This window comes from Wenzhouxiangella limi (assembly GCF_010499265.1).
Taxonomy (GTDB): domain Bacteria; phylum Pseudomonadota; class Gammaproteobacteria; order Xanthomonadales; family Wenzhouxiangellaceae; genus Wenzhouxiangella; species Wenzhouxiangella limi.
Genome location: NZ_JAAGSC010000040.1, coordinates 157,988 through 176,093 on the forward strand (window position 1 = coordinate 157,988; position 18,106 = coordinate 176,093).

Genomic DNA, 18,106 nt, shown 5'->3' on the forward strand with positions numbered 1-18,106 from the left:
AAGACAATGGCTCGAATGAAGTTTCTATGTGATGCGGATCGCTGCATCGAGTGCAACGGCTGTGTGACGGCCTGCAAAAACGCCAACGAGGTCCCGTGGGGCGTCAACCGCCGTCGCGTGGTCACGCTCAACGATGGCCTGCCCGGCGAGAAGTCGATCTCGGTGGCGTGCATGCACTGCACCGACGCGCCATGTGCTGCGGTCTGTCCGACCGACTGCTTCTACACCACCACCGACGGCATCGTGCTGCACGACAAGGATCTGTGCATCGGCTGCGGCTACTGCTTCTACGCCTGTCCCTTCGGCGCACCGCAGTTCCCGACCACCGAGGCTTTCGGTGTGCGCGGCAAGATGGACAAGTGCACCTTTTGTGCCGGCGGTCCGGATGAGCCGAATACTGCTTCGGAGTTCGAGAAGTACGGCGCCAACCGCATTGCCCAAGGCAAGCTGCCGGCCTGCGCCGAGATGTGCGCGACCAAGGCTTTGCTGGCCGGGGACGGTGATCTGGTGGCCGACATCTATCGTCAGCGCACCATGACCCGCGATTCCCGCCCCCAGACCTGGGGCTGGTCCAAGGCGTACGGTGCCGGGGCATGATTGGGCGGCGCGTTCTGACAGCAGCCAGCGCGCTCGCGCTGGCAGTATCCCTGACCGGGTGCTACGAAGATCCCGATGTGACGGTTTATGACCCGGGCGTGTACAAGGGCAAGGAAGACCCCCTGCTGGCAAAGCTCGAGGACCCCGAGTTCCGGGCCGAGCTGGACGAGCGCTTCGATGGTCAGAGGGATCGCTGATGAGACCTGCCTTGTTATACCGGGTCGGGTTGTCAATGGCGTTGATTCTGTGTGCGGTTGTTCTGCTGACCGGATGCACGCAGAAGACCGCTGACCCCTGGATCAATGAAGGACAGCAGCAGCGCCTGTCCGGCATGCACGAGCGGGATCAGGAAACGGCCGAGGACCTGCGCTACCGAATGCGTTCGGGCCAGGCGCAGCGATAGCTTGGAGTAAAGACTCATGAAATCAGAGAAATCTGCAAAATCCAGCAAAATCCGCAAGACTGGCCGCAGGATTGCCGCGATGACGGCACTGATCCTGGTGGCCGCGATGGTGGTGCCGCTGAGTGGATACGTCTACGTTGCCTTCGCTCAGGACAGTGCCGTTGCACAGACCGCTCCACCCAGCGATCCATGGGCAGAAGAAGTCAACCCGCGCTCGGAAGTCTGGCGCGAAGGGCGCCAGGCGACAGAGGGCACCAGCGTGATCAAGGGCACCGGCGCGAACGTGCTCATGCAAAGCGGCGGCGAAAACTTCCGCCAGATCCGCATGGGACCGGTTGCGACCTACCTGCCCTGGTACCTGGCGGTGATGATCGGCGCGGTGGCGCTGTTCTACATCATCTCCGGGGGCGGTGAAAAACTCGAATCTACTTCGGGCAAGCGCGTTCCGCGATGGTCAGGGTTCGATATTGCCCTCCACTGGTTCGTGGCCATCCTTTTCCTGGTGCTTGCGATCACCGGGCTCAGCCTGCTGTTTGGACGCGCGGTGCTGATTCCGCTGTTGGGGCCCGAAGGATTCGCGGCCTGGGCACTGGCCTCGAAAAACATTCACAATTACGGCGGTGCGTTTTTCACCGTTGGCATTGTGGTGATGATCGTGGCCTGGATGCGCTACAACATTCCCGACGGCACGGACGTCAAGTGGCTGCTCAAGGGCGGGGCCTTTGGCAAGCATTTGCCGGCCGGGCGAATGAACGGCGGGGAAAAGGCCTGGTTCTGGGTCAATGTGGGTGCCGGCATCATCGTCTGCGCGACCGGCATCATGATGATCAATCCGCAGATTTTCGAGACCCGGGAGCTGTTCCAGTGGAACCTGATCATCCATGCGGTGGTGGCGATTCTATGGCTGGGCGCGAGCTTCGGCCACATGTATATGGCGACGCTCGGCGCACCCGGTTCCATGGACGCCATGACCAAGGGTCACGTCAGTTCCGAGTGGGCCAAAGTGCATCACGATCTCTGGTACGACGAAGTCAAGGATCAGGAGTTCGACGCTGAAGAAGGCCGTGGCACTTCGCCTGGGGCAGGTGCGTCGACCAGTTCCGCCTGATCAGACTCCTTCAGGTGGAATGAAAAATAGCCGGCGATTGCCGGCTATTTTTTGTCAGAGCCCAAAAAATTCATTCAGTGCGATCCGACGTGGTCCGGTCGCCGTTTCAACCACGAGTTGGCCTTCTTCGTCGACATCCTGCAACGCGCCCGCCAACGTCTCATCTTCGTCCAGTTCGACGAGAACCGACTCACCGGGCACGCCCCACCGTCCGCGCATTGCGCCCAGAATGGCCGGCAGCCCTTCCTCGTCCCAGCGGTTGATCCAGTGCAGGAATTCGCGCGCGAAGCTCTGCAGCAGCGCTGCGGGTGTGAGTTCCGGGTTGCCACCTTCGACCTGAACGCAGCCAGCGTCGATCACTTCGGCCGGTTCCTTGCCCACGTTGACCGAGACCCCAAGTACCAGCCAGCCTTCTTCCAAATTACGCCGCAGCGAGACCCCCCCGACTTTCGAGCCGCTCAGCAGCAGGTCATTCGGCCAGCGATATCGCAAGTCAGTCATCGGGACGACCGCCTCGGCGATGGCCATCCCCATCGATAGAAGGCCGATGAGCGCGATCTGACCCGCGGCCTCGGGTGCAAATTCAGGCTCCAGGATCAGAGCCAGGTACAGCCCCTGATCCGGCGAGTACCAGGTTTTGCCCGGACGGAAATCTCCGGGCAGCTGTTGGGTGGTCCACACCAAGGTTCCCTCGGTACCCCCCTGACGGGCCAGCTGCACCGTGGCTTCAAGCGCATTGGAAGAATCATCCAGCGCGACCAGTTCGTAAGCCGCTGGCAGCTCTAACGGTTCCTGTATTTCGTGTTTCATTTCAGTGTAGCTTCTGCGAGTTGGAATCCAGCGATTCAAGCAGACGACGAAGCTTCTGGACCGGAGCGGAAATCATCCCCAGCGTGTGATCGTGTGCTGCCAGCGCGTGATGCAGCACCTCGCGCGCCTGCTCCGGTCGACCGCCGTCGCGCAGGAGCGCGGCCAGTGTTCCTGCCGCTTCCATGTACAGCGCATCGGTCCGCCCGGCGATTCGTTCGGTACTTTCCATGACATGTACCAGCAGCGGTTCGGCCAGCTCCGGTTTGCCGCCATCGGCATACAGTTGCGCCAGGCCGCCGATGGCCGTCAGCGTATGTGGATGCTCCGCACCCACCAGGCCGCGCCATATTTCTATGTCGGACCGGTACAAGGCCTCGGCGTCACCCCACTGCCCGCGATCACGTAGCAGGTCAGCCAGGCTTAACAGCGTGGTCGCAAACGCCGGGCTCTCGTTACCGCTGACCTTGTCCCAGGCATCCAGCGCCCTGCGGAGCAGCTGCTCGGCCTCGTCGGTCTTGCCCGCCGATTCCAGCACGGTGGCGAGGTTATGCAGGCTGCTCGCGGTATCGGAGTGATGTTCGCCGTGAAGTGCAAGGCGAATGGTCAAGGCACGCCGGTAAAGCTGTTCGGCCTCCTTGAACTGCTGGCGCGCGTCGAGCAGCGTGGCCAGATTGTTCAGGCAGGCTGCCGTGGCAGCGTGATCCGGACCAAAAGCGTTTTCGGTGATCTTCAGTGCCTCGCGATAGAGCGGCTCGGCTTCGGCGTAGTTTGCGCCCATATAGTGCACATTCGCCAGCTGATCGCAGGCGCTGGCGGTGTTGGGGTGACGCGCACCGAGGCACGCGCGGGCCAGTTTCAGCGCTCGGGAGCAGAGATCAGCGGCCTCCTTGAGCTCGCCGGCCGCCTTGTGCACCGCCGCCAGATTGTTTAACCACGGTATCAGCCGGCTGTCGGCCTGGCCCAGGCTTTGCTCCAGTGCCTGGATGCCGGCGCGATAGTTTTGCACTGCGGCCGAAAGATCGCCCAGCTCTTCGTGCTCACAAGCTACCCGGTGGCGCACGCTCTCGGTCTCTGGCCGGCCGGGTCCAATCGACTCCTCGCGCAAGGCCAGGGCCTGAAGCAGCAGTTTCAAGCGCTCGTTGTCGACCGTTTCCGGATGGCTTCCAAGTCTTTCCAGCAACGCGGCCTGGCCGTCGCTATCGCCGCTGGCCAGTGCTGCCGTCAGGCTGGCCTGCAGCCAGTCCCTGGGCACCGCCTGGCCACTGCCGGCTTCCACCAGCGAGATCACCCCCAGCAGTACGTCCGGTTCGAACGGGTTCTGATTGAAGGCCTGGGCCAGCTGATCGACCATCAGCTGCTGGTCGCCCAGCCGCCGCCAGAAGCCCAGCGCCTCGAATCGATTATTGGCCTGGCGGCAGTCTGTGAGCCATTGCGGGTCGATCAGCCCCTGCAGCAGCCGTTCGGCGTGACCGGCTTGGGCGTAATGCCAGCGCTCGAGCAGTCGCGCGGGTATTGTCCCGCTATCGGCGTAATGCGCGCCCAGCCGCAGGTGCAGCCGCTGCCGTGCACCGTGGTCGGCGAGGCTGCCGGCCGCCGCCAGGGCCCGGGCACTTGTGCCGGCCAGAATGCAGCGCTCCGAAGACCGCGCCAGCAGCGGGGCGAGCGCTTCGAGCACCGGCTCGACCGGAAACGAGCACAACTCTTCCAGATCGGCCAGATCCAGCCCGCTGCGCGCTGCCCAAAGCCATTCCGCGACTTCGCGTGCTTCCGGTTGGGCCAGAATCTCGCGCCCTTGTTCGCGCAACGCCCGCGAATCACCGCTGCCTGCATGCTCGACGGCGAAGTCTGCGCGCTCGCGGCAGAGCTCCGCGCTGGGGCCGGGTTTGACCGCGATGACGACCTTGACCCCGGTCGGCAGCCAGGCGGGCAGCCAATCCAGATCCGGTTCCAGGCCGTTGCGGCTCAGCTCCTGCCCGTCGGCAATCCCGATGCAAAGGTCACCACCGGCCGCGGCGCGCGCCAGCCAGTTCGGCAGGGCCTCGCGCTGGATTTCGGCGTCGCTGGGAACAGGGTCGGGAAAACCGCTGGTCTGGCGAATCCAGTCCATCAACCGCCACAAAAACGCGTCGGGGTTCCCGGCCTCCCCGCCAAGCCCGGCATGATGGAAGAAAAACCGCTTACCGAAGCCACTTCCCGTTGCCAGCAATCGCGCGGCTTTGCCGGAATCGCCGGGGCCGATCAAAAGCGTGGTTCCGTCTTCCAGCGCCAATGGTTCGGACCCAGCATGATCGGCTGCCGCACGGAATGTGGTCATCAGTCGATCTTCCGGGAGGCGTGCAGGCTCGCGATCGGTCATTGGAAATTCCGCATAACAAGATCTGGTATCGATTGATTATGCATCAACCGGTGGTCGTTCCAAGTGCGGATCTGAGCTTGTCACTGCAACGTAACCGCCGTAAGGCACGCTTGCTGCCAGGTTTTGCCGGGCACGATCCCCTTCCCTCGATTATCAGGTCGGAGTCAATATGCTTATGACCCACGATTGTCATCGCCGCGGGCCGCGCCATCACGGGCTGCTCGTGCTTGCCGTGCTGTCGTTGGCCGCCTGTGACAGGGTGGACAACGATGCCGCCCAGCATTCCGCCGCACAAACAACCGCTGTCGCTCCGGCGCCATCGCGACCGATCGACCGTCAGACCGCTTTTCGAATTCGCGGCGACGCCGACGCCGGGCTCAACGTCGATGAGGGCTGGGCCGCTCCAGTCAATCAGGCGGCCACGGTTCTCGCCGACCGTCCGTTTCGGCTGCGCTTCGAGGTGGAGGCGGGCGAGCACGATACCGCGCCCCGGCAGTACCGTCTTGAATTTCGGCGCAATAATGGTGAGTGGAGGCCGCTGCCGGCGGAGAATTTTCCGCAGCCGGCAAAACTGCTGGAACTGGGGCTGGACCCCTCGGCCCAGGGTCCGATCGAACGGCTATGGCGGTTTGTGCAAGGCACGCCTTCGGCGATGCGCTGGCGCGACGAGGAGGACGGGTATCTGCGCGTTGAGACCGAAGACGAGCCGCTGCTGGCGCTCGCCCGCTATCGGACACCGTGGCAGCAGCGCGAGTTTGCCCTCGAGCTGCGGCTGAGCGAGGACGACCAGGCCCGGATCGGACTGGTGTTTGATTATCTGGACAGCGAAAACCATTCACGCGTCGAAGTGGTGCGGCCGAGCACGGTTCGGGTGATTCAGCGCGCCGACGGGACAGACACCGTGATTGCAGAGCACCGGACCGAAGTCGAGTCCGGTCGATGGCTGGAGATGAAGACGCTTTTCGACGGCGCGGAACTGGAGGTGGAGTTCGACGACGATCGCCTGGTCTTTAGCGAAACGCTGGCTTCGGAACCGGCGCCCATGCTTGGGTTGTTTGTGCCCGAAAACACGCTGGCCGCGGTTCGATCGGTCGGCATCGAAGGCGAACCGCGCACGCCGCGCACAAGCATTATCGCCAGCAAGGTCTTTGCCCACGAGGCGCCGACACAGGATTTGTTGTCAGTTTCCAAGCGAGCGTTTTCAGGCGGGGCAGGGGTCAGCTTCGCCGAGCAGACCCCTGCCTGGAGCGGCGCCGGCGGTCACGGCGAATGGGAGTTTCCGCTCGTGATTCGCTACTTTTCCGACGACGCGGTCATCAACGAAACGGGCGATCGCTTCGACTATCGGCTGGTTGATGCCAGCGGAGCTGTCCTACCCAATGAGTCCATGGCTTCGGTGACGCTGGAAGTCCCCGACGGCCACCTTGGCGGTACGTTCGTCGAAACGCCGATGCGCATCGGCCCGTGGCAGGCCGAAACCGGGGCGCTGTATTTCCTGATGGAACCGGCCGAGACCTGGAACGCGCTGATGGCGGTCAAGTCATCCGACGACGGCCGGACATGGCGGGAGATGGACGGCGGTCATCGACCGCAGACCGGCGATCTCGAGGGCTTCGGATCGGTGCTGGTCGAGGACCGCATCCACATGCTGCACCAGACCTCCGATGACGTCTGGTACCACGTCTTCAATACCGCCGATCATCGACTAGCGCCCGATACCTGGGCTATAAGCGATGAACGCGTTGCCTCGCCGCCGGAACCGCCCACCCAGGTGGCCGACATCGCGGTGCGCTCCGAGGGCAGCGTGGTGGCGGTATACGGCGGGCCGGACAAGCTCCGTTTCCGCATCCGCTCGGCGCAAGGCGAGTGGGGCGAAGAGCGGGTGATCGATCCGGAAACCAGCGCGGTCCTGTCCGGTCCGACCGTCGTGCTGGGCGGCAACGACGAGGTCCACCTGGCCTATACCGACAGCGACGGTAATGCCTGGTATCGAAAAATCCTGCGCGACAATGCTTTGACCGATCGGGTCAGGGTCTCGGATGAACTCGGCACGGCAAGCGAAGACGTCGGTTCGATCCTGCCGCTGCTGCACCTGCCCGACAGTGATTCGATCAGCCTGATCTACCGAACGCGCGACGGTCTGCTCTTCGAGCGGCGCGTGGGTGCCGACGGGCAGTGGCGCGATCCGGTGCGGGTGTCCGATCGCGCTGTGGTCCAGAACTCGGTTGACTCCGACCAGGTTGGTGCCGACGCCATAGTTATCGGCGATACGCTGCATGTGCTGCTGATCGAAGAGGGCTCGGGCGAGTTGTTCCATGTCACCCGACGCGCGGACGGGTGGGAAGAGGTCGGTGTTGTTGTTGGCGATGAGGAAGTTCAGTGGGTTCGCGGCAGCCGGGTCGCTTTGTCCGACGGTGGGTTGGCCTACGGCTATGTCTACGATGGCGGTGCAGACGGCGGCTCGGGCAAGAATCGCTATGGCCAAATCGTTATCAAGGCGCCTTGATATGCCGGTGTCATAAATCTTCAAACGGCTGACATTGGACTGAAATACTCGCGCCATAGCCTGTGAAGCTGAATTCACACGGCTTCTTCGTTATGCATTTCTTCCGCCTGATCCTGACCGCGCTGCTCCTGACCATCAGCATGAATGCGTTGGCCCAGCAGCCCACTGGCCGTATCACCGGCACCGTCGAAAGCGCGACCGAGAGCTTCAAGTTTCAGGGCGCGACGGTTCGCATCGTCGGGACCGATCGCCGCACCGCCACCGATCGCGATGGGCGTTTTCGCTTCAGCGGTCTGGCCGCGGGCGACTACGAGCTGAGAGTCGAGTACGTCGGCGTGCCGGCAAAAACCGTCTCGGTCAGCGTTGCGGCCGGTGAAGCCACCGAGCTGGCCGTAGCGCTGGATCAGGACCTGGACCGGATCATGGTGGTCGGTCAGAAGGCCAGGCAGGGCGCTGCGCTGTCGCGCGAGCGGGCTGCGATCAACAACATCAACGTGCTGTCCGCCGACGCCATCGGCCAGTTCCCCGACAACAACGTGGCCGAGGCGCTGCAGCGCGTCTCCGGGCTGTCGCTGGAACGCGACCAGGGGGAAGGCCGCTTCGCCATCATTCGCGGCGCCAACGCCAACTTCAACACCACCACCGTCAACGGCCTGCGCATTCCTGGTCCGGAAGACGACAGCCGGGCCGTCAACCTGGACGTGGTCTCCTCGGATCTGGTCGACAGCGTCGAGATCTCCAAATCGCTGATGCCGGACCAGGATGCCGACGCCGTCGGCGGCAACATCGAAATCAGCACCTTAAGCGGCTTCGATCTGGGCAACTCACTGCGCGCCTCGGTCGAAGGCAGCTACAACGAGAAACTGGAAAAAACCAGCCCCCGTGCCTCGCTGACCGGTACGCGACTGCTCAGCGTCGGCAACGGCGTCGATAACCTCGCCATTTCCGGCTCGGTGAACTACTTCGACCGCACGTTCGCCGTCGACAACGTCGAAGCCGGTATCTGGCCGGAATTCGAACTCGCCGACGGCAGCGTTGTTCGAGTGCCCGAAGCCGCCGAGCAGCGCGACTACGAGCTCAGCCGCGAACGCGTGGGCGGGGTCTTTAACGTCGAGTTCCGTCCCGACGATCAAGCGCAGTACTACCTGCGTACGCTCTACAGCGAGTTCTCCGACAACGAAATCGAGCTCGAGCACGAATACATCTTCGAAGATGCAACACCGGTCGAGATCAGCGCCGACGGCGGGCTGTTCAGCGACGGCGAGGTCGAGCGTCGCGGCAAGGAAACCACCGCCACGCGCGAAATTTTTTCGCTGAGCGTGGGCGGTGAGAACAACTTCGACCGCTGGCTGGTCGACTACCAGGCCGGCTACGCCGAGGCCAGCACCTCCGAACCGTTTTCGCTCGGCACCGCGCTGATCGCCGAAGGCCTGGACATCGGCTACGACTTCACCGGCAGCGGCGGCCGCGAAGCGCCCAACCTGTTCGGAACCGATCTCGGCTCGCTTGAGGATCTCACCGCCTACGAGCTTGATCTGGTCGAACTGGAAAGCGATGAGACGCAAGAAGAAGAACTTTCTCTTGCGCTCAACTTTACCCGTGAACTGTCCTGGGGCAACAACCCGGGCCGCCTCAAGTTTGGCGCCAAGGTGCGATCGCGCGAGAAATTCAACGACGCCAACAACTCCAACTTTGTCGATTTCGGCGGTGACTTCACCCTGGCCGACCTGGCCGGTCCGGGCGAGCGCGATTACCCGCTGGGCCGATTCGGCCCTTACGTCAGCACCAGTGTCCTGCGCGACTTCTACCGCGCCAACGGCGCCGATTTCGAAATCGATCCGGTCGATTTCCTGCTCGACAGCGAAGGCGAGGACTACAGCCTGGAAGAAGACATCTACAGCGCCTACGTCATGACCGATGTCACCTTTGGTCAGCTCGACCTGCTGGCCGGCCTGCGGGTCGAGTCCACCGACATTTCCCAGTCCGGCTTCCGCGCGATCGTCAACGAGGATGCCGGCGACGGCATTCCCACCATCGAGCCGTTCTCGGCCGACAACGACTACACCGATTTCTTCCCCAACCTGCAGGCGCTGTATACGATCAACAACAACTGGCAGCTCAGAGCGGCCTACACCCGCAGCATGGGCCGGCCCGGCTTCGAGGACGCCGGCGCCCGCCAGGTGGTCGAAATCGAGGGTGGCGAGACCGTCGCCGAGATCGGCAACCCGGACCTGAAACCGTTCTACTCGAATAACTTCGACCTCGAGCTCAGCTACTTCGATGACGGCGCCCTGGGCGCGGCCTCGGTCGGCATCTTCTACAAGGATATCGAAGACTTTTTCGTCAGCACCAATATCGCCGGTCAGCCGCCGTTCGAAGATTTCGACGAGGTCTCGGCCGTGGTCAACGGCGACCAGGGCGAGATCTTCGGCGTCGAGCTCAACTACATCCAGGAATTCGCCTTTTTGCCCGCCCCGTTTGACGGGCTGCTGCTGCTCGCCAACTACACCTGGATCGATTCCGAGGCCGAAGTGCCGTTCCGCGACAGCAAACTGCCGTTCCCGCAGCAGTCCGACAATATTGCCAACATCGCGCTGGGTTACGACGGCGGCCCGGTCTCCCTGCGCCTGGCCCTCAACCACCGCGGCGAATACTTCGACGAAATCGAAGAAGAGGACGACCCCAGCCAGGATCGCTACGTCAGCGCCGAAACCCGCCTCGACTTCACCTCGAAGTACCAGTTCACCGAAACTGTCACGGGGATACTGAACGTATCCAACATCACCGACGAGCCCTTCTACGCCTTCCTCGGCGACAAGCGCTTCGCCAACCAGTACGACGAGTTCGGCCGGACCGTGGAGTTCGGGCTCGAGGTGCGTTTCTGACCCGGGTCGTACCCTCATCAACTTTTGGCTGATGATTTCTGCCCTCAGCCACTGCGCGTCAGCCCCAGAACTCCAGAAAAAGCTCATATTTGACTTGGCTCAAGTACCGGCCTGATCGGTCCTGCTACTGTCAGTCCCGCGTTGCTTACCACGAGCCTGCCGCTCTTCCCGGCAGGAAATTCAGAAGCTTGGAGAAGAGAGATGAGGAAATTGGCTGAAAAGACGAAGTCTGCTCGCGTAGACGTCGGGCGACGGCGTCTGATGACTGGAGCCGTTAGTGTCGGTGCCGCTGCTGGACTTGGTCTGGCCAATATCACCGCCCAGGCTGCCCCCGCGCCCGAACAACAACCAGAAACCAGGTCCGCCGGCTATCACGAAACCGATCATATCCGCCGTTACTACCGCAGCGCGCGAGAAATCTAGCGCACAGATTGGCGACGTAGACCGCACAAGAGGAATATTCATGAAATTAATTCGCAAGCACGCCGCATCCAATCCTTCGTCGGGTTCGCTGGGAAAGCCATTCGATCGTCGCGCCTTTATCAAGCGCTCGGGTTTGACCGCAGGGGGAACCGCCCTGGCCGCGAGCATGCCCTTGAGCATGATGCGCCGCGTCGAAGCACAGGATTCTTCGGAGTCGAATGCCGCGCCGGTTGAAAAGCGAACCACGGTTTGTTCGCACTGTTCAGTCGGCTGCAGCACGATTGCCAGCGTTCAAAACGGCGTCTGGGTTCGCCAGGAGCCTGATTTTGACTCGCCGATCAATCTGGGCGGCTACTGCGCCAAGGGCGCGGCCCTGCGCTCCCACGCTACAAGCGAGAAGCGGATCAAATACCCCATGAAGCTCGAAGGCGGCCAATGGCGCCGACTCAGCTGGGAACAGGCGATCGACGAAATCGGCGACAGGATGCTCGAGATTCGCGAAGAGTCCGGACCCGATTCGGTGTGGTTTTCGGGGTCCTGCAAAGCCAATAACGAAGCGTCATACCTGCAGGTCAAGCTCTGCGCGTTCTGGGGCAGCAACAACCGGGACCATTCGGCGCGAATCTGCCATTCCACCACCGTCGCAGGCGTAGCCAATACCTGGGGCTACGGTGCAATGACGAATTCCTACAACGACATGCATAACTGCAAGTCGATGTTCTTTATCGGTTCGAATGCGGCAGAGGCCCATCCTGTGGCGATGCAGCACGTTCTGCGCGGGAAAGAAAACGGCGCCAAAATCATTGTCGTGGACCCGAGATTTACTCGAACAGCAGCCCATGCCAATCAGTATATCCGTCTGCGCCCTGGCACTGATATTCCCCTGATCTGGGGCCTTTTGTGGCACATCTTCGAGAACGGCTGGGAAGATAAAGAGTTCATCCAGCAGCGCGTTTTCGCCATGGATGAGGTGCGCCAGGAAGTCGCCAACTGGACGCCGGACAAGGTCGAAGACGTTACCGGTGCAACCGAGTCTGAACTCTATGAGGCGGCCAAAACGCTGGCAGAAAACCGACCCGGCACCATCGTCTGGTGCATGGGCGGTACCCAGCATCACGTTGGCAACGCCAACACCCGGGCTTACTCGATCCTCCAGCTAGCCCTTGGCAACATGGGCAAGTCGGGCGGCGGTGCCAATATTTTCCGCGGCCATGACAACGTCCAGGGGGCGACCGATATCGGGCCGCTGTGCAACACGCTACCGGCCTATATGGGCTTCTCTGACAACGCCTGGAAGCACTGGTGCCGCGTCTGGGACGTTGAGTTCGAAGACATGCGCAGCCGATTTGACACCTATACCGTCGACGGCGTGCACAGGATGAACGTCGCGGGTATTCCGGTCTCCCGTGTTGTCGACGGCATTCTTGAAGACCCTGAAAACCTCGGACAGCGCGACAGAATTCGTGGGATCTTCTTCCAGGGGCTGTCTGCCAACGCCGTTGCTCGCGGGCCGGAACTCCAAAATGCCCTGAGCAAGCTGGATCTGATCGTCGTATCCGATCCCTTCCCGACGCACATGGTGGCGCTGTCAGAAAGAACCGACGGAGTGTACCTGTTGCCCACGGCGACACAGTTTGAACAAGCCGGCACAGTCACTGCTTCAAATCGTTCTCTTCAGGTCAGGGAAAAGATTCTGGATCCGCTCTACGAATCCAAGACTGACACCGAGATTCTTTATCTCCTGGCTCGGAAGTTCGGATTTGCTGAGGACATGTTCAAGCACATCGAGATCGAAGACGGAGATAAGCCGGTCTGGGAGGACATCCTTCGCGAAATCAATAAAGGTGCCTGGACCATTGGTTACAGCGGGCAAAGTCCGGAGCGCCTCAAGCTGCAGCTGAAAAACAAGCACACCTTCGATACCACGACGCTGAAGGCAATCGGCGGTCCGTGCGACGGAGAAACCTATGGATTGCCCTGGCCGTGCTGGGGAACCGCCGAGCAGAAGCACCCGGGCACCCACATCCTGTGGAACCCCAGCCTGCCGGTTTCCCAAGGTGGATTGCCGTTTCGTGCCCGCTTCGGAACGGAACACGAAGGCGTGAACCTCCTGGCGGAAAATTCATGGCCAGCCGAATCGGAAATCCAGGACGGACATCCGCCGGTGACCTATGGTTTGCTGCGCAGTTTGGGGTGGCACGAGGATTTGACGCCGTTTGAAATGGCGACGATCGCCTGGGTCGGCGGCGAGGCCGACAAACCTTCTGAATCGGTCACCGAGGACGATATCGCACGCTTCCGCACCATGGAGTCCGATGGGCTTGATTCGGTCGCCTGGCATACGGACATCTCCGGCGGAATACAGCGCATCTGTCTCAAGCATGAGGTTGCGCCTTTCGGCAACGCCAAGGCGCGCTGCAAGGTGTGGACCTTCCCCGATCCGATCCCGGTTCACCGCGAGCCGATCTACACCTCTCGCCATGACCTGGTCTCCGAGTATCCGACTTATGGAGACATGAAAGACGTGTTCCGGATACCGATCCGCTACGAGTCGATTCAGAAAGATGACTACTCAGGTGAGTATCCGCTCGTGCTGACGACGGGTCGATTGGTCGAGCACGAAGGCGGCGGCGGAGAAACCCGCTCGACCGCATGGCTGGCGGAGCTGCAGCCGGAGATGTTCGTGGAGATCAACCCTGCCGATGCCAACGACCGTGGGCTGCGTCTCGATGACTGGGTCTGGCTGGAAAGTCCGGAAGGCGCCCGGCTCAGGATGAAGATCATGATCACCAACCGTGTCGGGCGCGGCGTTGTCTGGATGCCGTTCCATTTCGGTGGCTGGTTCAACGGTGAAGACCGTGAGGATCGCTATCCGGAAGGAACCGCACCGTATTCTCGAGGAGAAGCTGCCAATTCAGCCACGACCTACGGATACGACCCGATAACGCAGATGCAAGAGACCAAAGCGACTCTGTGCCAAATCGTGAAGGCCGCTTGAGGCTGAAGGAGATAGAAAATGGCTCGAATGAAGTTCCTATGTGATGCAGATCGCTGTATTGAATGCAACGGATGCGTGACCGCCTGTAAAAACGCCAACGAAGTGCCCTGGGGCGTGAACCGTCGACGTGTTGTCACTCTCAATGACGGTCAGCCGGGTGAAAAATCCGTGTCTGTTGCCTGCATGCATTGCGATGACGCACCCTGTGCCGCGGTCTGCCCGGTCGACTGCTTCTACACCACGCCTGACGGCATTGTCCTCCACGACAAGGACTTGTGCATTGGCTGCGGTTACTGCTTCTTTGCCTGCCCGTTCGGGGCACCGCAGTTCCCGAACGCAACGGCTTTCGGTTCCCGCGGCAGGATGGACAAGTGCACTTTCTGCGCCGGTGGACCGGAAGAACCGGGCAGCGAAGCCGAGTTTGAAAAGTATGGTGCCAACCTGATTGCCGAAGGCATGCTGCCGGCCTGCGCCGAAATGTGCGCGACCAAGGCTCTGCTGGCCGGTGACGGCGATCTGGTGGCCGACATCTATCGCCATCGGGCAACGAGCCGTGACGGAGCGGCCAAGACCTGGGGCTGGAGTCAGGCCTACCGGACGGGTTTGTCATGATGGCACGTCGTCTACTTTGTTACGCCGGCATGCTTGTGCTGGCGGTCGGCCTGGCTGGGTGCTACGAATCACCCGATGCGACCTTCTATGAAGCCGGTGAATACAAGGGTGGCAATGATCCCTTGATCGCCAAGATGGAAGATCCGGAGTTTCGGGCCCAGTTGGACCGACGATTCAATCACCAGAGAGATCGCTAAGAGCCCCGGCGATTGAAGTGAGCGCAAGCCAAGGAACCAAAATACAGCTGCGACGCGAACGATTGAACACCAGTCCGATGCGGCGCCAGACCGGAGAAGCAGGATGGAGAAACAACTAAAGCACACCAAGAGTCGAAATGCCGCCCGTCATATCGGCTGGATGACGATGCTGGTGCTTGTCGCGGGGCTGGTCTTGCCGCTCAGCGGCCACGTCAATGTCGCCATGGCCCAGGACAACGAGGAAGTGCAGTCAAGCCAGGCAGCCGAAAGCCGGGGCGAGACCAATCCTCAATCCGACCTCTGGCGGCAGGCCCGAGAGTCCCACGAGGGTTATACCGCCGTTGACGCCCCCGGCGCCAATGTTTTGATGAGCAGCGATGGCGAAACGTTTCGCCAGGTCAGGATGGGGCCGGTGTCGACGTATCTGCCCTGGTGGCTGGCCTTTATGGTCGGTGCGATGTTCTTGCTGCATATCTTTACCGGTGGGGGCGAGAAGCTCGGCAACCCGTCCGGCAAGCGCTTCCCGGCATGGTCGATGTTTGACCGCATCCTGCATTGGTACGTCGCCGTTCTGTTTCTGATCCTGGCAATTACCGGCCTGAGCCTGCTGTTTGGTCGTGCCCTGTTGATTCCCCTTATCGGTCCAGAAGGCTTTTCTGCCTGGGCAAGAGCATCAAAGTTCATCCACGACTGGGGCGGTCCCTTCTTCGTCGTGGGTATCGTGGTGATGAGCATTGCCTGGCTGCACCACAACAAGCCGACCATGATGGATGTTCGATGGCTGCTGTTGGGCGGCGCTTTTGGCAAGCATCTGCCGGCCGGTCGTTACAACGGTGGTCAGAAGATCTGGTTCCTGGTCAATGTGCTGGCGGGTGCAATTGTGTGTGTCACCGGCGTGCTCCTGCTTCTGCCGGGCATCTTCGAGGATCGCAACCTGTTCCAGATCAACCTGATCGTGCACGGGGTGGTCGCCATATTGTGGATCGGCGTCAGCTTTGCGCATATCTACATGGCAACGCTGGGTGCTCCCGGCGGGATCGATATCACCACCAAGGGCCATGTCAGCAGCGAGTGGGTCAAGGTGCACCGCTCCGCCTGGTACGAAGAAGCCAAGGACGAGGCGTTTTACGACGAGAGTGAAAAAACGCCGCCGCCTGAGGACTCAGAGGCTTCAGCCCGTACTGCCTGACAAATGTCGGCCGTCGCCACTCCTGGCTACCGAGCTTGGCCAGGAGGGCGGCGACGAGGTGGTTGATGACCCGTGCCCATGAATCCGTGATGGGCGGGTCCGGATCAAGGGCGATCCAGCCTCAGAGAGCCGTATGATCCCGGAAGCCGGCCGCCTGATGTTCTCATACGTACTGAACCAAGACAGGGCCTTGACGCCTGCCAGCGTCTATCAGATAATTGCCGGCTACCTTCGTGGCTACGTAGCTCAGCTGGTTAGAGCACAGCACTCATAATGCTGGGGTCGGTGGTTCAAGTCCACCCGTAGCCACCACTTCCTCTACTAAGAAATCTTCTTCAGGGCGTCAGCGCCTGCTGCTGTCGCCTCGAGTCCGCATTCCGGTCCAGTGCGCCGGCGGTTCACGGGCCCTGCACGCCGGCGTAGCGCACGCCGGCCAGCAGCGCCATGTCGCGATCCCAGGTGGCCAGGTCGTCGCGGTTGAAGTCGGCCAGCGCGGGATGGCCGCAGGCGCGGGCCATGACCTGCATCAGTGAAACCGAGGCCTCGAAGAAGTTCTTCAGGCGCTCGGCCGATCGGTCCACGTTCAGGCGCTCGCGCAGATCTTCGCGCTGGGTGGCCACGCCGGTCGGGCAATTGTTGGTATGGCAAATACGTGCGCCGACGCAGCCGACGGCCTGGATGGCGCTGTTGCCCAGGGCGATGCCGTCGGCGCCTAAGGCCATCGCCTTGACGAAGTCGATCGGGGTGCGCAGGCCGCCGGTGGCGATCAGGGTGACGCGGCCGCTGGCGTGCTGATCGTCCAGGTAGCGGCGCGCGCGCGCCAACGCCGGGATCGTCGGAACGCTGATGTGGTCGCGAAACATTTCCGGCGAGGCGCCGGTGCCGCCGCCGCGCCCGTCAAGAATGATGTAGTCCGCGCCCGCATCCAGGGCAAACTGGATGTCGCGCTCAATGTGGTTGGCGCTGAGTTTGAAGCCGACCGGAATGCCGCCCGAGACTTCGCGCACGCGCTCGGCAAAGCGCTTGAAATCGGCCACCGTCTTCAAGTCCTCGAACGCGGCCGGCGAGAACGAATCCTCGCCTTCGCTGACGCCGCGCACTTCGGCGATCTTGGCCGTGACCTTGCTGCCGGGCAGCTGGCCGCCGGTGCCGGTCTTGGCGGCCTGTCCGCCCTTGAAGTGGAAGGCCTGGACCTTGCCCAGCAAGTCCTCGGAATAGCCGAAGCCGGCGCTGGCCAGCTCGAAGAAGTAGCGGCTGTTTTCGGCCTGTTCCTCGGGCAGCATGCCGCCTTCGCCGGAGCAGATGCCGGTGCCGACCATCTCGGCACCCTTGGCCAGGGCGATCTTGGCTTCCGGCGACAGCGCGCCGAAGCTCATGTCGGTGACAAACAGCGGTATCTTGAGCTTGAGCGGTTTTTTCGCCTCGGGCCCGACGATCAGCTCGGTTGCCACCTCTTCGTCTTCCATCAGCGGGCGGGTCGCCAGCTGCGCGGCCATGAGCTGCAGCTGGTCCCAGTTTGGCAGTTCGCTTCGGGGCACACCCATGGCCACGGTCGGGCCGTACTTGCCGATCTTGTCGGTGCCGTTGCGGGCGAGTTCGTGGATCAACTCGACGGTGGGCTCTTCGGGCGTGGCCTCAGGCTCGGGCGGCTTGTTGTCGTCGTCGTCCGATGAGGCCTTGTCGCCGTTGTCGTCTTCTTCCCCGTCTTCGTCGTCTTCCTCCGCTGGTGCTTCCTTGCCGACCTGGTCGTCGCTGAATTTCTGGTGGGTGCCGTCGCAGTAGGGCGCATCACCGGTGTGTTTGCACCGGCACAGGTAGGCTTCCTCATCCTTTTCGGCGGTAAAGACCTTGGGCGTGATGCCGGTGCCTTCGTGGGAGCCGTCGCAAAAGGGCTGGTCGCTGGATCGGCCGCAGCGGCAAAACGCGTACTCCTCGCCTTTTTCCAGCGTGACCTTGATGGGCTTGTTGTTGGCGATGACCGGTTGGCTCATGGAGTCTCCGTTGGACGAAAGTCCTCCAAGC

At 61.9% G+C, this 18,106-nt stretch carries 14 protein-coding genes and 1 tRNA gene; 11 read left to right on the top strand and 4 right to left on the bottom strand.

The genetic code is table 11. From position 1 onward, the window contains the following. Nucleotides 1-6: 6 nt before the first annotated feature. Nucleotides 7-597, top strand: coding sequence for a formate dehydrogenase FDH3 subunit beta (gene fdh3B / locus G3I74_RS07910; protein WP_164211043.1), 591 nt, complete (start codon nt 7-9; stop codon nt 595-597). Continuing rightward, the gene (locus G3I74_RS07915; RefSeq protein ID WP_164211044.1) at nt 594-794 is read left to right on the top strand and encodes a hypothetical protein; all 201 of its coding nucleotides are present in this window, start codon (nt 594-596) and stop codon (nt 792-794) included. Before fdh3B (G3I74_RS07910) ends, G3I74_RS07915 begins: the two co-directional genes overlap by 4 nt. A 32-nt stretch (nt 795-826) precedes the next feature. Here the strand turns inward: G3I74_RS07915 and G3I74_RS07920 are convergent, their stop codons facing one another. Next, nucleotides 827-1,057: a hypothetical protein gene (locus tag G3I74_RS07920; RefSeq protein WP_164211045.1), complete on the bottom strand. Its 231-nt coding sequence runs from the start codon at nt 1,055-1,057 to the stop codon at nt 827-829. A gap of 22 nt (nt 1,058-1,079) precedes the next feature. On the opposite strand from G3I74_RS07920, the gene G3I74_RS07925 reads away from it, so the two are divergent. Continuing rightward, nucleotides 1,080-2,108: a formate dehydrogenase subunit gamma gene (locus G3I74_RS07925; protein ID WP_164211046.1), complete on the top strand. Its 1,029-nt coding sequence runs from the start codon at nt 1,080-1,082 to the stop codon at nt 2,106-2,108. Between the two features lie 54 nt (nt 2,109-2,162). On the opposite strand, the gene G3I74_RS07930 is transcribed toward G3I74_RS07925, so the two are convergent. Further along, nucleotides 2,163-2,957, bottom strand: coding sequence for a biotin--[acetyl-CoA-carboxylase] ligase (locus G3I74_RS07930; protein WP_164211047.1), 795 nt, complete (start codon nt 2,955-2,957; stop codon nt 2,163-2,165). After that, the gene (locus tag G3I74_RS07935) at nt 2,920-5,232 is read right to left on the bottom strand and encodes a tetratricopeptide repeat protein (protein ID WP_164211048.1); all 2,313 of its coding nucleotides are present in this window, start codon (nt 5,230-5,232) and stop codon (nt 2,920-2,922) included. Before G3I74_RS07935 ends, G3I74_RS07930 begins: the two co-directional genes overlap by 38 nt. Before the next feature lie 211 nt (nt 5,233-5,443). Between G3I74_RS07935 and G3I74_RS07940 the strand changes: the two genes are divergently transcribed. From G3I74_RS07940 to G3I74_RS07975, 8 genes are all read left to right on the top strand, one after another. Beyond that, on the top strand, nt 5,444-7,780 hold the full coding sequence (locus tag G3I74_RS07940) for a hypothetical protein (protein WP_164211049.1): 2,337 nt from the start codon (nt 5,444-5,446) through the stop codon (nt 7,778-7,780). 92 nt (nt 7,781-7,872) lie between these two features. After that, a complete protein-coding gene (locus G3I74_RS07945) occupies nt 7,873-10,665 on the top strand; it encodes a TonB-dependent receptor (protein ID WP_164211050.1) in 2,793 nt (930 codons plus the stop codon). A 261-nt stretch (nt 10,666-10,926) separates the two neighbouring features. Further along, on the top strand, nt 10,927-11,088 hold the full coding sequence (locus tag G3I74_RS16320; RefSeq protein WP_420823071.1) for a hypothetical protein: 162 nt from the start codon (nt 10,927-10,929) through the stop codon (nt 11,086-11,088). Nucleotides 11,089-11,128: 40 nt separating this feature from the next. Beyond that, nucleotides 11,129-14,086 carry a formate dehydrogenase subunit alpha gene (locus G3I74_RS07955; protein WP_164211052.1) on the top strand — a complete coding sequence of 986 codons (2,958 nt, stop codon included), beginning with the start codon at nt 11,129-11,131 and terminating at the stop codon, nt 14,084-14,086. Nucleotides 14,087-14,113: 27 nt separating this feature from the next. Next, nucleotides 14,114-14,698 carry a formate dehydrogenase FDH3 subunit beta gene (gene fdh3B / locus G3I74_RS07960; protein WP_239056776.1) on the top strand — a complete coding sequence of 195 codons (585 nt, stop codon included), beginning with the start codon at nt 14,114-14,116 and terminating at the stop codon, nt 14,696-14,698. Further along, a complete protein-coding gene (locus G3I74_RS07965; RefSeq protein ID WP_164210901.1) occupies nt 14,695-14,895 on the top strand; it encodes a hypothetical protein in 201 nt (66 codons plus the stop codon). The genes fdh3B (G3I74_RS07960) and G3I74_RS07965 overlap by 4 nt, the downstream gene beginning before the upstream one ends. Nucleotides 14,896-15,055: 160 nt before the next feature. Further along, entirely contained in the window at nt 15,056-16,084 is a 1,029-nt protein-coding gene (locus G3I74_RS07970; protein ID WP_164211054.1) for a formate dehydrogenase subunit gamma, read from the top strand. A gap of 235 nt (nt 16,085-16,319) precedes the next feature. Continuing rightward, nucleotides 16,320-16,396, top strand: a tRNA-Met gene (locus tag G3I74_RS07975). Nucleotides 16,397-16,482: 86 nt separating this feature from the next. On the opposite strand, the gene G3I74_RS07980 is transcribed toward G3I74_RS07975, so the two are convergent. After that, nucleotides 16,483-18,075, bottom strand: a complete 1,593-nt coding sequence (locus G3I74_RS07980) for a glutamate synthase-related protein (RefSeq protein WP_164211055.1) — start codon at nt 18,073-18,075, stop codon at nt 16,483-16,485. Between the last annotated feature and the right edge of the window lie 31 nt (nt 18,076-18,106).

Coding starts and splice junctions, on each gene's coding strand:
- G3I74_RS07965 (WP_164210901.1), top strand. CDS start 14,695: ATGATGGCACGTCGTCTACTTTGTTACGCCGGCATGCTTGTGCTGGCG.
- fdh3B (WP_239056776.1), top strand. CDS start 14,114: ATGAAGTTCCTATGTGATGCAGATCGCTGTATTGAATGCAACGGATGC.
- G3I74_RS07945 (WP_164211050.1), top strand. CDS start 7,873: ATGCATTTCTTCCGCCTGATCCTGACCGCGCTGCTCCTGACCATCAGC.
- G3I74_RS07980 (WP_164211055.1), bottom strand. CDS start 18,075: ATGAGCCAACCGGTCATCGCCAACAACAAGCCCATCAAGGTCACGCTG.
- G3I74_RS07915 (WP_164211044.1), top strand. CDS start 594: ATGATTGGGCGGCGCGTTCTGACAGCAGCCAGCGCGCTCGCGCTGGCA.
- G3I74_RS07935 (WP_164211048.1), bottom strand. CDS start 5,232: ATGACCACATTCCGTGCGGCAGCCGATCATGCTGGGTCCGAACCATTG.
- G3I74_RS07955 (WP_164211052.1), top strand. CDS start 11,129: ATGAAATTAATTCGCAAGCACGCCGCATCCAATCCTTCGTCGGGTTCG.
- G3I74_RS16320 (WP_420823071.1), top strand. CDS start 10,927: ATGACTGGAGCCGTTAGTGTCGGTGCCGCTGCTGGACTTGGTCTGGCC.
- G3I74_RS07940 (WP_164211049.1), top strand. CDS start 5,444: ATGCTTATGACCCACGATTGTCATCGCCGCGGGCCGCGCCATCACGGG.
- fdh3B (WP_164211043.1), top strand. CDS start 7: ATGGCTCGAATGAAGTTTCTATGTGATGCGGATCGCTGCATCGAGTGC.
- G3I74_RS07970 (WP_164211054.1), top strand. CDS start 15,056: ATGACGATGCTGGTGCTTGTCGCGGGGCTGGTCTTGCCGCTCAGCGGC.
- G3I74_RS07925 (WP_164211046.1), top strand. CDS start 1,080: ATGACGGCACTGATCCTGGTGGCCGCGATGGTGGTGCCGCTGAGTGGA.